15 protein-coding genes and 3 tRNA genes are annotated in these 18,731 nt (G+C 63.1%); 9 read left to right on the top strand and 9 right to left on the bottom strand.

Translation table 11 applies throughout. The features are described 5' to 3' along the window. Positions 1-24: 24 nt before the first annotated feature. Both BM186_RS20845 and BM186_RS20840 read left to right on the top strand, forming a co-directional pair. Positions 25-1,671, top strand: a complete 1,647-nt coding sequence (locus BM186_RS20845; protein ID WP_074918072.1) for an AMP-binding protein — start codon at positions 25-27, stop codon at positions 1,669-1,671. 36 nt (positions 1,672-1,707) lie between these two features. After that, positions 1,708-2,889, top strand: coding sequence for a CaiB/BaiF CoA transferase family protein (locus BM186_RS20840; RefSeq protein WP_074918070.1), 1,182 nt, complete (start codon positions 1,708-1,710; stop codon positions 2,887-2,889). A 110-nt stretch (positions 2,890-2,999) separates the two neighbouring features. Here BM186_RS20840 and BM186_RS20835 read toward each other — a convergent pair whose 3' ends face one another. The 4 genes from BM186_RS20835 to BM186_RS20820 form a co-directional block, all read right to left on the bottom strand. Next, complete coding sequence (locus BM186_RS20835; RefSeq protein ID WP_074918068.1) at positions 3,000-3,494, bottom strand: SprT family zinc-dependent metalloprotease; 495 nt, start codon at positions 3,492-3,494, stop codon at positions 3,000-3,002. Positions 3,495-3,555: 61 nt separating this feature from the next. Beyond that, positions 3,556-4,218, bottom strand: a complete 663-nt coding sequence (locus tag BM186_RS20830) for a Yip1 family protein (RefSeq protein ID WP_074918066.1) — start codon at positions 4,216-4,218, stop codon at positions 3,556-3,558. 132 nt (positions 4,219-4,350) lie between these two features. Next, positions 4,351-4,950: a Yip1 family protein gene (locus BM186_RS20825; RefSeq protein WP_021489753.1), complete on the bottom strand. Its 600-nt coding sequence runs from the start codon at positions 4,948-4,950 to the stop codon at positions 4,351-4,353. A 168-nt stretch (positions 4,951-5,118) separates the two neighbouring features. Continuing rightward, on the bottom strand, positions 5,119-5,712 hold the full coding sequence (locus BM186_RS20820; RefSeq protein WP_074918064.1) for a DNA-J related domain-containing protein: 594 nt from the start codon (positions 5,710-5,712) through the stop codon (positions 5,119-5,121). A 101-nt stretch (positions 5,713-5,813) separates the two neighbouring features. Here BM186_RS20820 and ttcA point away from each other — a divergent pair, with 101 nt between their 5' ends. The 3 genes from ttcA (at position 5,814) to BM186_RS20805 (ending at position 9,136) form a co-directional block, all read left to right on the top strand. Beyond that, positions 5,814-6,638: a tRNA 2-thiocytidine(32) synthetase TtcA gene (gene ttcA / locus BM186_RS20815; protein WP_003244364.1), complete on the top strand. Its 825-nt coding sequence runs from the start codon at positions 5,814-5,816 to the stop codon at positions 6,636-6,638. A gap of 513 nt (positions 6,639-7,151) precedes the next feature. Then, positions 7,152-8,216: a 3-deoxy-7-phosphoheptulonate synthase gene (locus BM186_RS20810; RefSeq protein ID WP_074918062.1), complete on the top strand. Its 1,065-nt coding sequence runs from the start codon at positions 7,152-7,154 to the stop codon at positions 8,214-8,216. Positions 8,217-8,383: 167 nt separating this feature from the next. Continuing rightward, complete coding sequence (locus BM186_RS20805) at positions 8,384-9,136, top strand: DNA-3-methyladenine glycosylase I (RefSeq protein ID WP_074918060.1); 753 nt, start codon at positions 8,384-8,386, stop codon at positions 9,134-9,136. Here the strand turns inward: BM186_RS20805 and BM186_RS20800 are convergent. The 5 genes from BM186_RS20800 to BM186_RS20780 all read right to left on the bottom strand — a co-directional run bounded on the left by BM186_RS20800 (position 9,126) and on the right by BM186_RS20780 (position 17,255). Then, positions 9,126-9,377 (bottom strand): YheU family protein, encoded by a 252-nt coding sequence (locus BM186_RS20800; protein ID WP_017679028.1) that lies wholly within the window; start codon positions 9,375-9,377, stop codon positions 9,126-9,128. The two genes, BM186_RS20805 and BM186_RS20800, sit on opposite strands and share 11 nt — an antisense overlap. 63 nt (positions 9,378-9,440) lie before the next feature. Beyond that, entirely contained in the window at positions 9,441-12,191 is a 2,751-nt protein-coding gene (locus tag BM186_RS20795) for a hybrid sensor histidine kinase/response regulator (RefSeq protein WP_074918058.1), read from the bottom strand. 159 nt (positions 12,192-12,350) lie between these two features. After that, positions 12,351-13,550 (bottom strand): osmoprotectant NAGGN system M42 family peptidase, encoded by a 1,200-nt coding sequence (locus tag BM186_RS20790; protein ID WP_045735192.1) that lies wholly within the window; start codon positions 13,548-13,550, stop codon positions 12,351-12,353. A 63-nt stretch (positions 13,551-13,613) separates the two neighbouring features. Next, positions 13,614-15,353 carry an N-acetylglutaminylglutamine synthetase gene (gene ngg, locus BM186_RS20785; RefSeq protein ID WP_074918056.1) on the bottom strand — a complete coding sequence of 580 codons (1,740 nt, stop codon included), beginning with the start codon at positions 15,351-15,353 and terminating at the stop codon, positions 13,614-13,616. A 132-nt stretch (positions 15,354-15,485) separates the two neighbouring features. Then, positions 15,486-17,255 carry an N-acetylglutaminylglutamine amidotransferase gene (locus BM186_RS20780; RefSeq protein ID WP_074918054.1) on the bottom strand — a complete coding sequence of 590 codons (1,770 nt, stop codon included), beginning with the start codon at positions 17,253-17,255 and terminating at the stop codon, positions 15,486-15,488. Between the two features lie 108 nt (positions 17,256-17,363). On the opposite strand from BM186_RS20780, the gene BM186_RS20775 reads away from it, so the two are divergent. The 4 genes from BM186_RS20775 (at position 17,364) to BM186_RS20760 (ending at position 18,305) form a co-directional block, all read left to right on the top strand. Continuing rightward, complete coding sequence (locus tag BM186_RS20775; protein WP_072425389.1) at positions 17,364-17,837, top strand: MarR family winged helix-turn-helix transcriptional regulator; 474 nt, start codon at positions 17,364-17,366, stop codon at positions 17,835-17,837. Between the two features lie 96 nt (positions 17,838-17,933). Next, positions 17,934-18,009, top strand: a tRNA-Val gene (locus tag BM186_RS20770). A 35-nt stretch (positions 18,010-18,044) separates the two neighbouring features. Continuing rightward, positions 18,045-18,121, top strand: a tRNA-Asp gene (locus BM186_RS20765). A 107-nt stretch (positions 18,122-18,228) separates the two neighbouring features. Beyond that, positions 18,229-18,305 (top strand) — tRNA-Asp (locus tag BM186_RS20760). Positions 18,306-18,731 lie beyond the last annotated feature (426 nt).

Below are 18,731 nucleotides of genomic sequence, written 5' to 3'. Positions count from 1 at the left end.
ACAACCGACAACAGGTGCGCCGCGATGACCGAACCATTGCAACTGCCGCTGCAACGCTTCAACCACTGGCTGGATCGGCAACCCGATGCCGTCTGGCTGCGTCAGCCGGTCAATGGCGTGTGGCATGACTTCACCTGGCGCCAGGTCGACGAGCAGGCGCGCCGCCTGGCCAGTGCGCTGCTGGCGCTGGGCTGCGTGCCGGGCGAGCGCGTTGCGCTGCTGGCGAAGAACTGCGCCGAATGGTTTATCAGCGACCTGGCGATCCAGCACGCCGGACTGGTGAGCGTGCCGCTGTATCCGCTGCAGGCGCCGGAACAGATCGCCTACGTGCTGGAGCACGCGGGCTGCAAGGTAATCCTGGTTGGCAAGCTGGATGAGCCGGACAAGCTGGCCACCGGTATCGCGGCGCATATCACCCGCATCGCCATGCCCTATCCGACCATGCCTGCCGAGCACCAGTGGCAGGCCTTGCTGGCGGCGCATGAGCCGCTGCTCGGCGCGCATCTGCAACGCGGCGAGGATCTGCTGTCGATCCTCTATACCTCCGGCACCACCGGGCAGCCCAAGGGCGTCATGCTCTCGGCCCACGCCATGGCGTTCTCAGCGGCCAACGCCACGGCGGAGCTGAACATGACGCCGCAGGATCAGTTCTTCTCCTACCTGCCGCTATCGCATGCCGCCGAGCGCTTCCTGGTCGAATTCAACAGCCTCTACTGCGGCGCACCGGTGGCCTTCGTCGAGTCGCTGGAGACCTTCGCCAGCGACCTGCGCCAGGTGCGTCCCACCGTGTTCTTCTCGGTGCCACGGTTGTGGACGCGCTTTCAACAGGGCGTGCTGGAGAAGTTGCCGGCGCACAAGCTCGAGCGTCTGCTGCGTATCCCGCTGCTGGGGTGGCTGGTGGCGCGCAAGGTGCGGGCGGGGTTGGGGTTGGATCGTGCGCGCGTGCTGGTGTCCGGTGCGGCGGCGATTTCCAACGGGCTGCTGGAGTGGTACCGGCGCCTGGGCATGACCATTTGCGAGGGCTACGGCATGACCGAGCACTTCGCCTACGGTTGTTTCAATCGCCCCGGGCAGGTGCGCTTCGGTACCGTGGGCAGGCCGATGCCGCATCTGCAGGTACGCATCGACGCCAGCGGCGAGATCCTGCTGCGCAGCGAGACGCTGATGCAGGGCTATTACCGTGAGCCGGAGAAGACCGCCGAGACGCTCAAGGATGGCTGGTTGCACACAGGTGATCGCGGCCAGTTGGACGAGGCGGGCTACCTGCGCATCACCGGGCGGGTCAAGGACATCTTCAAGACCAGCAAGGGCAAGTACGTGGCGCCGGCACCCATCGAGGGCGAGATCGCCAAGAGTCACTGGGTCGAGCAGGTGTGCCTGATGGGCAGCAATCTCGATCAACCGCTGGCGCTGATCGAACTCTCGCCTGCTGCCCGCCAGCAACCACGCGAGATGCTCGGCCAGTCACTTGCCGAGCATCTACATGCAGTCAATCAAAGGCTCGAGGCGCACGAGCGCGTCAGTCATTTCTATCTGGTCAGTGAGGCCTGGACGGTGGATAACGGCAGCATGACGCCGACCATGAAAATTCGCCGCAATGTGCTGGAGGTACGTTATGCCGAGGCTATTGCCGCTATGCCCGGTGATGCTGTCATCGTCTGGGAGCGCTGATTCGCCCTGTGCCACTTTTTGTAATCTGGAGTCGCCATGTCCGGCCCGTTGTCATCGCTGAAGGTTCTCGATTTTTCCACGCTGCTGCCTGGGCCGTTCGCGTCACTGCTGCTGGCAGACATGGGCGCCGAGGTGCTGCGGGTAGAGTCGCCCACGCGCATGGATCTGGTGCGCGTGCTGCCGCCGCACGATGGTGGAACCTCCACCAGCCACGCCTACCTCAACCGCAACAAGCGCAGCATCGCCCTCGATCTCAAGCGTCCTGAAGCGGTCGAGGTAGTCAGGCAGCTGGTGAGCGAGTACGACATCGTGCTCGAGCAGTTTCGACCCGGTGTGATGGACAAGCTGGGCGTCGGCTACGAGGCACTCAAGACGATCAACCCACGGCTGATCTACGTGTCGATCACGGGCTATGGCCAGACCGGGCCGTATCGTGATCGCGCCGGGCACGACATCAACTACCTGGCGCTGGCCGGCATTGCCAGCTACACCGGGCGCCGCGACAGCGGCCCATTGCCGCTCGGCGTGCAACTGGCCGACCTGGCGGGCGGCTCGCTGCATGGGGTGATCGGTCTGCTCGCGGCTGTGGTGCAGCGCCAGGCCACCGGCGTGGGGCAGCAGGTCGACGTGAGCATGACCGACTGCGCCTTCAGCCTGCATGGCATGGCGGGCGCTGGTTACCTCGGTGCCGGCGTCGAGCCTGATATGGAAAACCAGGCGCTCAATGGCGGCAGCTTTTACGACTACTACCGCACGCGCGACGGTCGCTGGTTCTCCGTCGGCAGCCTGGAACCCCAATTCATGCAGCAGTTCTGCGCCGCCATTGGCCGTCCCGAACTGGCAGCACGCGGCCTGTCGCAGAGGCCCGAGGATCAGCGCGCGCTCAAGCGTGAGATCGAGATCGAGTTCGAGAAGCGCGATTTCGCGCAATGGTGCGAAGTCTTCGCTGAGCTTGACGCCTGCGTCGAACCCATGTTGCCGCTTTCCGAAGCGGTGCAGCATCCGCAGATCAAGTCTCGCGGGCTGGTCGTCGAAGTGCCGCGTGAGGGGCTGCCCGCGCAGTCGCAGCTGGCTTGCCCGCTGAAGTTCTCCGAAGGGCTGCCGCCACCACGGCATGTCGGTGCAGCGGTTGGCGCGCATACCGTCGAAGTCTTGGCGGAGCTGGGTTATGACGCCGAACAGATCGCGGCGTTGAGGAGGGCTAAGGCGCTGGGTTGAGTCGAACGGCTCACTGTCTGGCAATGTCAGTGCGCACAGAGCACCCTGCGGGACTTCGATACGGGCGTAGGGTGCGCCGTGCGCACCGAGGCGTTATGGAGTTTCCCCCATCACTCATGACGCTGCTCACCACTGAAGGTCAGCGTCACCTTGCAACGCCGGCAGTAGTAGCGGCGGCCCTTGGCGACCAGGGCGTGACGCTGGGCCGAGAAGGGGAACTCGCCATCCGCGCAGCTACAACGATAGATGAAGCGACTGACCTTGCGCCGCTCGACTTCGTAGCTGTGGCAGCGATGCGGCGGCAGCTCGTAGACGCCGCGCATGATCAGCTGCCACTCCTCGCCGTGCGGCTGAATGCGTGGGCCGAATAGCTGATGGGCGACCATGTGGGCGACTTCGTGCGGCACCGTCTGGCGCAGGAAGTCTTCCTGGTTGGCCCGGTACAGCTGCAGGTTGAAGCGCAGCTTGTTTTCCGTCAGGTGCGCGACACCGGCCTTCTGCCCGCGTAGCTTGAAGCTGATTTCGGGGCGGGCAAAGCGTTGCTTGAAGAAGGTTTCGGCCTGCTGGTAGCAGGCTTCGACGCGGGCGTGAATCTGTTCGGGCATGGACAGGCGCTGGTGCAGGCTGAGCGTGAATTATGCCGCAAGCCGACAGCCAGCGCAGGTATCACTCGTCCCCTGGCGCCTGCATTCGTTGTTCCTGCGTGCCGCGGCTTTGGTCCTGCTGCACCGTGCGCTGATACTCCGGCTCCAGGGTGTAGGTCCAGAACAGGATCATGCTGACCAGAATGGTGACGATTACCAGCAGCCCCACGCCAATCATCGAGGAGGCGTAGAGGAAACCCTGTTGGTTGTCGATGCGCATGAAGCGAGGCAGCCCGACATAAATCAGGTAGGCGGCATGGGCGCAGGCGAGTAGCAGGACGCTGATTGCCAGCCAGCGTGTGGGGTAGAGCGCGGCGATACCGGCCAGGAAGAAGGGCGTGCAGGCGTAGGCGATGAAGCCGATGCACTGGTTGAAGGTGGGCCTGGCCTCGAAGGTGCGCGACATGTAGCGCAGGAAGTAACCCATGATGAAAACGCCGACCAGCGTAGCCAGATAAAGCAGCCCGCTCAGTTGCAGGGCACTCGCGACCTCCAGGCGAATGCGCTCTTCGTCTACCAGACTCCAGCCCACCCAATGAGTGCCGATGAACAGGCAAACTGCCGGCAACAGGCTGAAAAGCAGCAGGTAGGGTAGGTAGTTGGCGCTGTTGCGCTTTTCATCCTGACGAATTGCCGTCCAGGCGCGGTCCGGGCGGGTGAGAAGGGTATAGAGGTTCGCATACATGGTGTGACCATCCGCGTGACTGCCTTTAAATCTCGGGCAGTCGTAGCCGCGTAGGGTTCAACCCAAATTTTCTGGCGCATGGCAACGAAAAGGCCGCCCGAAGGCGGCCTGTGGGTTAGCGTCTAGTGACTATCAGCTGGTGTAGACCGGGCCGATGCCCATGCCCCAGAGAATGACCGAGCTGGCGATCATCGCTACCAGCACGACCAGGCCGACCGCCAGTACGGAACTGGAGAACATGAAGCCTTCATCTTCAGGAATGTTCATGAAGGTCGGTATGCCGACATAGAGCAGATAAACGGTGTAGCAGATCGCGACCGTGCCTACGACCATGCCCAGCCACAGGTGCGGGTAAAGCGCTGCGAGACCTCCTATGAACAGCGGGGTGGCGGTGTAGGCCGCGAATACGACGCACTGGGTCAGGCTGGGATTGGCGTCGTAGGTACGTGCCATCCAGTGGATGAAAGCGCCCATCACGGCTACGCCAGCGAGCATCGCCAGATAGGACATGATGGTCATCACCATCGCACTGCCTTCGGTAAGCATTACCGGTGCTCGGTCACCAATCGCCCAGCCAACCTGGGTAGTGCCGATGTAGGCTGAAATGGCGGGAATTGCCGCAAGAATCAGCACATGGGTCAGATACATGTGGCTGATGGATTCTTCCTCGCCACGGATTTCTTGCCATTCTTGATCGGGATGGGTGAAGAGCCCCCAAACGTGGTGGATCATGCCAGACACCTCCTCTTTCTTATGACGGTCGCCCCCCAGCGAACGCCCGGCACGCATGTACAGCGCCACCGGGTGTCAGGCCGAAATCTATGCGACCTTATGTCGCAGTATAGGCAGGGCCTGGAGCAGGCGTAGTGTCTGGCCTTAGAGCAAATCGCTCTCTAGAAGTCAGCGGTAATAGCGCTCAAGAATTTCCATGGCCAGGTTTATCGACTGCAACCGCTCTGTGCTGCCGCCTCGGTCCGGATGATGTTCGCTGACCATTTGTCGGTAGCGTTGCTTGATTCTCGGCAGATCGAGCGACCGTTCATTGGCCAGTTCGAACAACTCGAGTGCAGCCTGCTTCTCTTCGCCGCCCTGCATGCGCGTCCAGAAGCTGGTCAGCAGACGCTCGACGTCGCGTTCGTCGGTGCCCTGCAGGTTGCTCATGTCCAGATAGTAGTCACGCAATGCGTCGCGCTCACTGAGCGCCGCGTTGCCCGGCTGATAGGGCAGCAGGCGGATACACAGGGGGCTGATCTCGAGCAGGTGCGTTTGCTCCTGCCATAGCCGTTCACGCAGGCGATAAAGTGCGTTGAACAACAGAAAATGAGTGCGAAACAGCACCAGCTTGTCGGCCAGGGGTAGATTGGGGACATGGCCGCTGTGGCGGTCTTTCAATTGCTGGATCAGGGTGTATTCGGCAATGCCGTCCGGTGCTGCCTGCAGCAACTGCAGTACCTGCTCGGCGAGGTCCAGGTTGGGGTCGAGGTCGTCGTTCATCGGCCGAGACTAGCATTTCATTGCTGTCGGGGTAGGGGCGCGGCGCCATTGTGCGTAAAATGTCGCGCTTTCGTTCCCACTCCCTCGGATTTCGACGCACCATGGGCACCCTTTCGGTCAACCAGAACAAACTGCAGAAGCGCATTCGCCGCCTGGCCGGCGAAGCCATCACCGACTTCAACATGATCGAGGATGGCGACAAGGTGATGGTCTGCCTGTCCGGCGGCAAGGACAGCTACACCATGCTCGACGTGCTGCTGTACCTGCAGAAGGTGGCGCCGATCAAGTTCGAGATCGTTGCGGTGAACATGGACCAGAAGCAGCCCGGCTTCCCCGAGCACGTGTTGCCGGCCTACCTGGAATCCATCGGCGTTGCCTACCACATCATCGAGAAGGACACCTACTCGGTGGTCAAGGAGAAGATCCCCGAGGGCAAGACCACCTGCTCGCTGTGCTCGCGTCTGCGTCGTGGCACCCTGTACACCTATGCCGACGAGATCGGTGCGACCAAGATGGCCCTGGGGCACCACCGCGACGATATCCTGGAAACCTTCTTCCTCAACATGTTCTACGGCGGCACGCTCAAGGCCATGCCGCCCAAGCTGCTGTCCGATGACGGCCGCAACGTGGTGATCCGCCCGCTGGCCTACTGCGCCGAGGCCGATATCGAGGCCTACAGCCAGCTCAAGGAATTCCCCATCATCCCGTGCAACCTCTGCGGCTCGCAGGAGAACCTGCAACGTCAGGTGGTCAAGGAGATGCTGCAGGAGTGGGAGCGCAAGAGCCCGGGCCGCGTCGAAATCATGTTCCGCGCCCTGCAGAACGTGCACCCCTCGCAGCTGGCCGACCGCAACCTGTTCGACTTCAAGAGCCTGAAGATCGACGACAGCGCCACGCCGCGCTTTCTCGATGTAATGAGCCTGTAAGCCATCGCGGCTAAAGCCCCTCCCATGGCTCGCGTCGCATGTGGGAGGGGCTTTAGCCGCGACGCTTGCCAGGCCGCAAAGGCCTGGAGTATGGTTCGGCCATCGCTTTGGAGAATTCCATGTCCGTCTGCCTCAACCTCCTGTCCATGCTGCAATCCGGTGCCTCGCGCGCCGCGCTGGCTCGTGCACAGGCACTTGTGGCGGCAGCGTATTATTTCTTTGGGTATTGGTTTAGCCACAGGCGCGCCTGATACCCCACAGGCGGCCTGAGACACCAGGGTCGCCACCAGAGACGTTTTCCAGAAAACCCCCGGTCGGCAACCCGACCGGGGGTTTTGTTTTTTCCGGCCGAAAAACGGCCACAGATCGAGGACTCACAGATGAACCGTTATTACCGCAACTACCGCTACGACTGGCGATTTAGCAGCCTCACCACCGTCCTGACACCTTTGCAACGAACACTCAGTTAGCGCCGCGCGGCGCAGGCCGCGCCGGCCAAGGAACCGCCAGATCATGAATGCATCCGTCTCCGCTCAACTCGCTTGCCCCGTTACCACCATCGCCCGTCGCAGCGCCCAGCCGCTGCCCAGTCCCGCCGTTCTGCGCCAACGCCTGCCGTTGTCCGCCGCACTTGCCGAACGTATTGCCGCCGACCGTGACGCCATCCGCGCGGTGCTCGATGGCCGCGATTCGCGTCTGCTGGTGGTGGTCGGCCCTTGTTCTCTGCATGACCGCGCCAGCGCCCTCGAATACGCCGAGCGCCTGGCCGAGCTGGCGCCACAGGTCGACGATCAACTGCTGCTGGTGATGCGTGCCTACGTGGAAAAACCACGTACCACCGTGGGCTGGAAGGGCCTGCTGTACGACCCGCATCTGGACGGTAGCGGCGACATGGCCGAAGGCTTGCGCCAGTCGCGGCAACTGATGCTGGATATCCTCGCCCGCGGCCTGCCGCTGGCCACCGAACTGCTGCAGCCGATAGCCGCCGGTTACTTCGACGATCTGCTTGGCTGGGCGGCGATTGGCGCACGCACCAGCGAGTCACAGGTGCATCGCGAGATGGTCAGTGGCCTGGATCTGCCGGTGGGCTTCAAGAACGGCACCGACGGCAGCGTCGCTATCGCCAGCGACGCCATGCGTTCGGCGGCGCATGCGCATCAGCATTTCGGCATCGATGACCTTGGGCACCCGGCGCTGTTGCATACCGCTGGCAATCCGGACACCCATCTGGTGCTGCGCGGTGGTCACGGCGCGCCGAACCACGACGCCGTCAGCGTCGCCGCCGCACGTGATGCGCTGCAGCGCCAGGGCATCGCGCCGCGCATCATGGTCGACTGTAGCCATGCCAACAGCGGCAAGGACCCTTTGCGTCAGCCTGCGGTGCTGGACAGCGTGATCGAGCAGCGCCTGGCCGGGGATGCCAGCCTGCGCGGGGTAATGCTGGAGAGCCACCTGTTCGACGGGTGCCAGGCGCTTTCCGGCGAGCTGCGTTACGGCGTGTCGATCACCGATGGCTGCCTGGGCTGGAAAGACACCGAAGTAGCGCTGCGCCAGGCAGCCGAGCAGTTGCGCGGGTGAGAGTAGGCGGGCGGCGCTTTGCTGTAGGAGCCGCATCGCGGCGAATGTGCTCAGGTCTGATGCGTAGAGGCAAATCGCTTCGCCCCGGGGCGGGGCTCCCACAGGACTTGTACTCGGGGGCTTACTGCGTGCAGGCTTCGTCGTCCGTTTCATGAAGGGATCGATTCATGCGTGATTACAAGTGGCTGCACGAGTTCTGCCTCAACCGTTTCGGCTCGGCCAAGGCGCTGGAGGCCATGCTGCCGCAGCCGCGCAGCGATGCCCAGCTGCGGGCGCTGAGCGATGACCGTTATCTGTCGCTGATCAGCCTGCGCATCTTTCGCGCCGGCCTCAAGCACAGCCTAGTGGACGCCAAATGGCCGGCCTTCGAGGAGGTGTTCTTCGGCTTCGATCCGGAGAAGGTGGTGCTGATGGGCGCCGAGCGCCTGGAGAACCTGATGCAGGATGCGCGGCTGATTCGCCACCTGGGCAAGCTGAAAAGCGTGCCGCGCAACGCCCAGTTCATTCTCGATGTGCGGGCTGGACGCTTGTTGGGCAGTCCCTCATCCGGCGCTGCGCGCCACCTTCTCCCTGAGGGAGAAGGGCATCAGACTGGGCCTGCGGCCCATTTCTCTTTTGGCGCCCTGATCGCCGATTGGCCAGTGAGCGATATCGTCGGCCTGTGGAAGTATCTGGCCAAGCATGGTAGTCAGCTTGGCGGTCTGTCGGCGCCGCGCTTCCTGCGTATGGTGGGCAAGGACACCTTCGTCCCTACCGATGACATGGTCGCCGCGCTCAAGGCGCAGGGCGTGATCGACAAGGCGCCGACCAGTCTGAAAGACCTGGCTGCCGTGCAGGCCGCCTTCAATCAGTGGCAGGCCGAGAGCGGTCGGCCGCTGTGCCAGCTATCGGTGATGCTGGCGCACACGGTCAATCACTGAGCGATTGCTGCAAGGCCTCCAGCCATTCCTTGGGTACGTCACGCTTCATCGCCAGTTGGCACTGCTGGCTGTCAGGGTCGAAAACGATAACCGCCTCGCCCTTGTCCAGGGCGCGGCGTACGCGCTGCACGCGGGTTTCCAGCGGGGTTTCATCGCCGTTATCGGTACCGTCGCGGGTGACGAAGTCTTCGATAAGGGCGGTGAGGGTGTCGGCTTGCAGCAGCTCAGCGGGGATCAGCACAACGAGTGACTCCAGTTATTGGCGCCCATGATAGAGCCAGAGGGCGCTGTGCTGCGAGTTCTCTCAGTGCATCATGCCGGGCCGCTTGAGGTGACGTTCCAGGGTGCTGTAGAGCAGGCCACTGTCCAGCGGTTTGCCGAGGAAATCGTCCATGCCGGCATCCAGGCCGTGTTGGCGGTGCTCTTCGAGGATATGCGCGGTCAGCGCGATGATGGGTACGGCAGCGAGTTGCCGGCTGTGCTCCAGGCGGCGAATCTGCCGGGTGGCTTCGAAGCCGTCCATCACCGGCATCTCGCAGTCCATCAGGATCAAGTGCACGGCTGCCGGATCTCGACCGTATTCATCCACCGCCGCCTGGCCGTCGGTGACCAGTCGCACGCTATAGCCACGTTTTTTTAAAAAGCCCTGAACCACCAGTTGGTTCACCGGGTTGTCCTCTGCTACCAGAATGCAGGGGGCTTCGCTGTTGTCGCTGCGTATTTCTCTGACCAACTGATGTACCTGTGCTCTGGGTTCTTCATACAGCCCGTTCAAGGCCTGGCGCAGTGCGTTTATCGCCACTGGCTGGGCCAGGTGTTGCAGGCGTAGTTCGTGGCTCGCTGGCAGTTGCTGGCAGGCCTCGGGCGGGCAGACCAGCAGCACGCGCTGCTGCGGCTGCAGCTTGGGCCGCAGCGAGTCAAGCCAGTGGTTGACGCCACCAGGCCAGGGCGCCATCAGCACCAGCAGCGGCGGCGCAGCGAAGTCCTCCAGGTAGTCCTGCAGGCGCTCCGGCGTCTGGCAGCGCTCGGTACGCATGCCCCAGCGTCCGAGCAGGCGGCTCATGGCATCCAGACCAAGGCCGTCGAGCGAGGCGAGCAGGGCGGTGCGTCCGGCCAGCAGACGGCTGAGTTCGTCGGAGGTGTCCTGTTCGGCCAGCAGCGGCATGTCGAAGGCGAAGCGGGTGCCCTGGCCCAGGGTGCTCTGCACTTCGATTCTACCGCCCATCATTTCCACCAGTTCCTTGCTGATGGCCAGCCCCAGACCGCTGCCGCCATAACGGCGGGTGGTGCTGGAATCACCCTGGGCGAAGGATTCGAACAATTGCGCCAGTGCCTGCTCGCTGATGCCGATGCCACTGTCGCTGACGGCGATCACCAGATGCGGCCTGCCATGGCTGTCACTGCGGCGGCTGACGCTGACCGCCACATGACCCTCGGCGGTGAACTTCAGAGCGTTGCTGAGCAGGTTCATCAGCACCTGCTTGAGCCGCGTCGGATCACCCTGAATGCGCCGGGGTACGCCGTTTTCCAGGCTGACGTAGAGGCGCAGACGTTTGTCCAGGGCCTGGCCGGTGAACAGGCTGAGCGTTTCGGAAATCATCTCTTCAAGATCGAACTCGATCTGCTCCAGGCTGAGCTTGCCGGATTCGATGCGGGCGTAGTCGAGGATGTCGTTTATCACCGCCATCAACGAGCTACCGGAGCTGGAAATGGTGTCGACGTAGAAGCGCTGGCTGCGATCCAGAGGCGTTTCGCGCAGCAGTTGCAGCATGCCCAGCACGCCGTTGAGCGGAGTGCGGATCTCGTGGCTCATCTTGGCCAGAAAGCGACTCTTGGCCTGGTTCTCGAAGGCGGCCTGCTCGGCCGCACGACGCGACTGGAAGCCTTCTTCCTTGAGCAGGTTGATGCGGTCGGCAAGACCGATGGACAGGGTGATCAGCTCGATGGTCACGCCGATCTTCACCACCGTGGCGCCGAACACGCCGAACACCTCCAGGCCCAGCGAGCCGGTGGTGGCCTGGATGAAGGCGAACAGCAGGATGGCCCAGGCCAGGGTGTAGTAGGAGCCATAACGCACGCCACGACGCCACACGTAGATGCCGGTCAGCAGCAGGATCAGCGACACCAGGGACACGGTAACGCTGGCCAGGATGTTCCAGGCGGCGAAGCCGATCAGCGGCACCGACAGCAGACAGCCGACGCAGATCAGCATCAGCAGGCGCAGGCCGGTGTCCAGACGCGGGAAATACTGGCGTGCATGCAGGAAATGGCGGCTGAACTGGATCGCCGTGAGGCAGTGCACGTACATCAGGATGTAGATGCTGACCGACTGAAAGGCCACGTGCTCGGGTAGCAACTTGAACAGCATGCCGTCGAAGCAGGCCGCGAGCAGACCGACGTTGAGGTTGTAGGCCAGGTACCAGAGATAGGCCGATTCGCGCAGCGACAGGTAGAGGAACAGGTTGTAGCAGAACATGGCGAACAGCACGCCGTAGAACGCGCCGTTGAAGCCCATCAGGTTCTCCTGCGCCGCCGCGCTGGCACCGTAGGTGGCGAAGAACAGCGGCACGAACACTGTGCTGCTGGTTTCCACGCGGATCAGCAGGGTGTTGACGCCAGGCTCCAGCTGCATGGGAAACCAGAAGTTACGTACCTGTACCGGCCGCTGGGAGAAGGCGAAGCTGTCGCCGCTTTCCTGTTCCAGATGCGTGCCGTCGGGGCCGATCAGGTGAACCTGGAGGCGATCGAGCAGCGGATAGTTGACTTCGAGATAGCCGCCCAGCTCATGCTCCAGCGTATTGACCAGCCGAACCTTGAACCACCACACCGATGCGTTCTTGCCAAGGTTGGCGTGCTCGCCGCCGGGTTTACGGAAAGCGTCGTCATCCATGGCTCGCACCTGCTCGACGCTGAGGGTGCCGTCCACGTCTTCGTAATAACCGGTATAAGGGCCCAGGGATAGACGCAGGTCGTCACTATCCAGCGGCGCAGGTGTAAGGGCCCAACTTGGGCAGGCGAGCCAGAACAGCAATAAGGCCAGACAAAGGCGAGGCATCCGTGAACCTCAGAGGGCCATGGGAAATGGCCGGGGGGTCATGTTCAACGTCGCTTGGCGACGGCCCGAAGGTTGGCCACTGACTGCAGGCCAGAAAAAGGGGAGCTGATGCTCCCCTGTCGTCCTTTTGCGTCACTTTGCCTTTATGCGCCGAAGCCTTCAAGCGTCCCGATCATGTTGCCCGACCAGGCTGTCCACAGGTGGGACGCGGGTATCGCTTTCCATTTGCGCGTCGTGCTCCAGCTGATGGCTGAAGCGCTCCAGCGAACCCTGCGCCGGCTGGGCGTCACTGGCAAATACCGGCGGGCTCATCATGTAGGCGGTGAGCAGGCGGCTTAAGGCCTTGAGGCTGTCGATATGGGTGCGTTCATAGCCATGAGTGGCGTCGCAGCCGAACGCCAGTAGCGCCGTGCGAATGTCATGGCCGGCGGTGACCGCCGATTGCGCGTCGCTGTGGTAGTAGCGAAACAGGTCGCGGCGTACCGGTACTTCCTGTTCGGCCGCCAGACGCAGCAACTGGCGTGACAGGTGATAGTCATAGGGGCCACCGGAGTCCTGCATGGCCACGCTGACGGCGTGCTCGCTGGACTGCTGGCCTGGCGCGACCGGAGCGATGTCGATGCCGACGAACTCACTGACATCCCAGGGCAGGGCCGCGGCGGCGCCGGAGCCAACCTCCTCGGTGATGGTGAACAGCGGGTGGCAGTCGATCATCGGTTGCAGGCCCTGATCGCGAATTGCCTTGAGTGACGCCAGCAGTGCTGCGGCGCCAGCCTTGTCGTCGAGGTGACGGGCGCTGATATGGCCGCTCTCGGAAAACTCCGGCAGCGGATCGAAGGCGACGAAATCACCAACGCAAACGCCCAGTGAATCGCAATCAGCGCGGGTGGCGCAGTAGGCGTCCAGGCGCAGTTCGACGTGATCCCAACTGATCGGCATGGTGTCGACGGCGGTGTTGAAGGCGTGCCCCGAGGCCATCAGCGGTAGCACGCTGCCGCGAATCACGCCGTTGTCGGTGAACAGGCTGACGCGGCTGCCCTCGGCGAAACGACTCGACCAGCAGCCCACCGGCGCCAGGCCGAGACGGCCGTTGTCCTTGATCTCGCGGACGATGGCGCCAATGGTGTCGAGGTGCACGGAAACGGCACGGTCGAAACGTTCGTACTCACTCTGACGCCCGCGCAGGGTGGCGCGGATGGTGCCGCGGCGGGTCAGCTCGAAGGGGATTTCCAGTTCTTCGAGACGCTCGGCGACGTAGCGCACGATAGTGTCGGTGAAACCGGTGGGGCTGGGGATGGCAAGCATCTCCAGCAGCACCTTCTGCATGTAGTCGAGATCGGGTTCGGGTAGTTGTTGCATGCAAGCTCCTCGGCGTTGGGTTTTCCCCTCTCCCGCATGTGGGAAAGGGCCGGGGGAGAAGGGTCAGCTCGGCCTCTGGCTGAGCGGGAACAGCAGATCGACGAAGCGCTCGGCGGTTGGCTGCGGTTCGTGGTTGGCCAGGCCGGCGCGTTCGTTGGCTTCGATGAACACGTAATGCGGCTGGTCGGCGGCGGGCACCAGCAGGTCGAGGCCGACCACGGGTATTTCCAGCGCGCGCGCAGCCTTGATGGCGGCGTCACGCAGGGCCGGATGGAGGATCGCGGTTACATCCTCCAGGGTACCGCCGGTGTGCAGGTTGGCGGTCTTGCGCACGGCCAGTCGCTCACCGGCGGGCAACACGCTGTCGTAGTCGAGGCCGGCACCGTGCAGAGTGCGCAGGGTTTCGGCGTCCTTGGGGATGCGACTTTCGCCGCCGGTGGCGGCCTGGCGGCGACGACTCTGCGCATCGATCAGCTTGCCGATGCTGTGGCGGCCATCGCCAATGATTTCGGCCGGGCGGCGGATGGCCGCGGCCACTACCTCGTAGCCGATCACCAGCACGCGCAGGTCGTGGCCTTCGTGATAACTCTCCAGCAGCACGCGCTGGTCGAACACGCGGGCACGCTCGATGGCTTCCTGCACTTCGCCCGGCGTGCGCAGATCGACCGCCACGCCCTGGCCTTGTTCGCCGTCGACAGGCTTGACCACCACCGAGCCATGCTCGGCGAGAAAAGTGGCATTGTCTTCGGCGCTACCGGCCAGGCGCTGCGCCGGCACGCTGAGATCGGCGCGCGACAGGGCGCGATGAGTCAGGCGCTTGTCCTGGCACAGGGTCATGCTCACGGCGCTGGTCAGGTCGCACAGCGATTCGCGGCAACGGATGCGTCGACCGCCGTGGCTGAGGGTGAACAGCCCGGCCTCGGCGTCGTCCACCTGCACTTCGATGCCGCGGCGCAGCGCCTCGTCGACGATGATGCGCGCGTAGGGGTTGAGCTCGGCCTGCGGGCCAGGGCCGAGGAACAGCGGCTGGTTGATGCCGTTCTTGCGTTTGAGGCTGAAGGTCTGCAGTTCGCGGAAGCCGAGCTTGGCGTAGAGCTTCTTGGCCTGCTTGTTGTCGTGCAGCACCGACAGGTCGAGGTAGCTCAGGCCACGGCTCATGCCGTGCTCGATCAGATGACGGACCAGCACCTCGCCGACGCCTGGGCGGCTGCATTGCGGGTCGACCGCCAGGCACCAGAGGCTGCTGCCGTTTTCCGGGTCACGGAAGGCGCGCTGGTGGTTGAGGCCCATGACGCTGCCGATCACCGCGCCGCTGTCTTCGTCCTCGGCCAGCCAGTAGGTCGGGCCGCCCTCGTTGTAGGGGGTGAGTTTGGCCGGGTCGATCGGCAGCATGCCGCGGGTCTGGTACAGGCAGTTGATCGCCTGCCAGTCCGCGTCGTTCTGCGCCCGGCGAATACGGAAACCACGGAAGCTGCGACGCGCTGGGCGGTAGTCGGTGAACCACAGGCGCAGGGTGTCGGAGGGGTCGAGGAACAGTTGCTGCGGCGCATGGGCCAGCACCTGATGCGGTGCGGCCACGTAAAGCGCGATATCGCGTTCGCCGGGCTGTTCGCCCAGCAGGGATTCGGCCAGCGCCGTGGCGTCGGGGTAGGTATGGCCGATCAGCAGGCGGCCCCAGCCGCAATGGATGGATTGCGGTTGACTGGGCTGGCTGGTGTGATCCTCGGCCAGGCGTGCCTGCAGACGCTCGTAGGAGGGTGTCTGGCCGCGCAGCAGGCGTTGATTGAAGGCAGTGGAGCGCATGGAATAGTCCCTGTCCGTGTTCACTACGTCCGGTCTGAGCCGGATCGTCATTGAGTCGCGACAAATCCCGGAGTGCATCCGGGCTACGACCATTGATCCTGCAGGAGCGGCCCGAGGGCCGCTCCACGTGAGTTACAGGCCCTGTTCGCTCAGCCACAGGTTGAGCGCCGCCAGTTGCCACAGCTTGGACCCGCGTAGCGGCGTCAGCTGGCTCTGCGGGTTGGTCAGCAACTGATCGAGCATGGTCGGGTTGAACAGGCCGCGATCCTGGCTGGGGTCGAGCAGCAGGTCGCGCACCCAACCCAGGGTGGCGCCTTCGAGATGCTTGAGACCCGGCACCGGGAAGTAGCCCTTGGGCCGGTCGATCACCTCGCTGGGGATGACCTTGCGCGCCGCTTCCTTGAGCACATGTTTACCGCCGTCAGGCAGCTTGAACTGCGCGGGGATACGCGCCGACAGTTCGGCCACGCGATAGTCGAGGAACGGCGTGCGCGCTTCGAGGCCCCAGGCCATGGTCATGTTGTCCACGCGTTTGACCGGGTCATCGACCAGCATCACCGTGCTGTCCAGGCGCAGCGCCTTGTCTACCGCAGCGTCGGCACCGGGCATGGCGAAGTGCTCGCGAACGAACTCGCCGGCCATGTCGCCGGTCAGCCAGGCGGGCTGTACGCAGGCCGCGTATTCGTCATGCTCGCGGTCGAAGAAGGCGGCGCGGTAGGCGGCGAAGGCATCCTTGGCGCCATCGACCTGCGGGTACCAGTGATAGCCGGCGAACAGTTCGTCAGCGCCCTGGCCGCTTTGCACCACCTTGCAGTGCTTGGCGACTTCACGCGAGAGCAGGTAGAAGGCGATGCAGTCGTGGCTGACCATCGGCTCGCTCATGGCGCGGAAGGCCTGCGGCAACTGATCGAGAATCTCGTGCTCGCCGATGCGCAGCTGGTGGTGGCGGGTGGCGAAGCGTTGGGCTATCAGGTCCGAATACTGGAACTCGTCGCCGCGCTCGCCGCCGGCATCCTGAAAACCGATGGAGAAGGTCAGCAGGTTTTCCACGCCGGCTTCGCGCAGCAGGCCGACCAGCATGCTCGAGTCGACGCCGCCGGAGAGCAACACGCCGACATCCACGGCAGCGCGCTGACGAATCGCCACGGCTTCGCGCATGGTATCGAGCACCTGCTCGCGCCACTCTTCCAGGCCGTAGCCGGCTTCATCATCTTGCGGGCCGAATTGCAGCGTCCACCAGGTTTTCTGCTCGATCTTGCCGTCGGCGTCGATGCGCATCCAGGTGGCCGGCGGCAGTTTCTCCACGCCCGCCAGGATGGTGCGCGGCGCCGGTACCACCGCGTGAAAATTCAGATAGTGGTTGAGAGCGACGGCATCCAGCGTCTTGGCGATATCGCCGCCTTGCAGCAGGGCCGGCAGCGACGAGGCGAAGCGTAGGCGCTCGCCGGTACGCGACAGGTACAGGGGTTTGACGCCGAGACGGTCGCGGGCGATGAACAGGCTTTGCTTGTCACGCTCCCAGACGGCGAAGGCAAACATGCCGTTGAGCTTGGGTAGCAGTTTCTCGCCCCAGGCGTGATAGCCCTTGAGCAGTACTTCGGTGTCACCGCCGGAGAAGAAGCGATAACCCAGCGCCTCCAACTCGGCACGTAGCTCGGGGTAGTTGTAGATGGCGCCGTTGAACACCATGGACAGACCGAGATCGCTGTCGATCATCGGCTGGCCCGAGGCTTCGGCCAGGTCCATGATCTTCAGCCGGCGATGGCCGAGAGCGATGGGGCCCTGGCTATGAAAACCGTGGGCGTCGGGGCCGCGAGGGGCCAGGTGGTGGGTGATGCGTTCGACTGCCGCCAGGTCCGCGGGGCGTCGATCAAAACGAAGTTCTCCAGCTATTCCGCACATAGTTCCTTACCGGTGTTGCCGTTGGGGAGTGGCTCGTGGTCGAGCCTTTTACACCAAAACAAAATAATGCTTTCATGTCAAAGTTTTGGTTGTTATGAATTGGTGCTTATGACTGATAAAAAAGTTCCTGATGAAATAGATTTGTCATCTGTCATGGCCTTTGAAATGCCCCTGTTCCAGGCCCTGCGACGTCTGCAGCAGGCGGGGGAGGTGCATGCCAAGCGTCTGGCACGTTTTGGTGGGCTGACGCCCATGCAGCTGATGGTGCTTCAGGTGCTGGCCAGCGAGACGCGCATGACTGCCAGCGTGCTCAGCAGCCGCGTCAGCCTCACGGCGGCGACGCTTTCCGGTCTGCTTGATCGTCTCGAAGAGCACGGCCTGTTACAGCGTCAGCGCGATGACCAGGATCGCCGTCGCCAGTGGTTGCTGATCAGCGTTGCCGGGCGCGAGCTGATTCAGCAGGCACCGTCGTTGATGCCGCCGGAATTCAACCAGCGTTTCGCCGCGCTGGCCGATTGGGAGCGCCACAGCCTCACTGCCGCTCTGTTGCGTGCGGCCGAGTTGTGCACAGAGATGGAATGAGGTGGGCGGTGAACCCGACTTTTTCAGAAAAAATTCAAGCAGGGTGTTGACTTAGCATCGCCGCCTGCATAAAGTGCGCGCCTCGCTAAGGCACATGGGTGATTAGCTCAGCCGGGAGAGCATCTGCCTTACAAGCAGAGGGTCGGCGGTTCGATCCCGTCATCACCCACCATAGCCTTAGAGAGAAGGACGAAAGTCCACCGACGCGCAGCGGTAGTTCAGTCGGTTAGAATACCGGCCTGTCACGCCGGGGGTCGCGGGTTCGAGTCCCGTCCGCTGCGCCATATTTTCCAGATCGATGTTTCATCGGTTTGAGATGGCAAAGTCTGCAAAGGCGCCATCAGATGTAATAACGCTTCAAACGTTTTCTGGACGAAAGTCCAACCGACACGCAGCGGTAGTTCAGTCGGTTAGAATACCGGCCTGTCACGCCGGGGGTCGCGGGTTCGAGTCCCGTCCGCTGCGCCATATACGAAACCCGCTGATCGCGAGATCAGCGGGTTTTTTATTGGCCGTCGTTTGTGCATCCGCTTCGCTGTGGCAAGTGCTCAGGCGGCGAGCTTTGCATGCTTGTCATCGCGGCTAAAGCCTCTCCTGCGCAGGCAGCGCTTGTTCTTCGTGATTCGTGAGTGTCGATGGCCATTTCACCTGCCCGCGACTTTTCGTCATATTGCCTTCATCCCGCCGTTCTAGCCTGATGAACATGCAGCTTGTTTCGTCGTTGAACGGTTCATGCGGGAGAGTCGAGTAATGGATGATTATCAGGAAGAACTGCTGGAACTGAGCGCCCTTGAGCAGGGCGCAGTGGATGGCGACGAGGACGCTACCGAGCTGTAAGGGCCGGTACAAAGCGCGCTGCGCTCGCCGAAAACAGGTTCGGGTGCTGGTCCGATC

The sequence above is a fragment of the Ectopseudomonas toyotomiensis genome, from assembly GCF_900115695.1.
Taxonomy (GTDB): domain Bacteria; phylum Pseudomonadota; class Gammaproteobacteria; order Pseudomonadales; family Pseudomonadaceae; genus Aquipseudomonas; species Aquipseudomonas toyotomiensis.
Note: the sequence above shows the minus strand (reverse complement) of the source record. Positions and strands in the feature narration are given on the sequence as shown.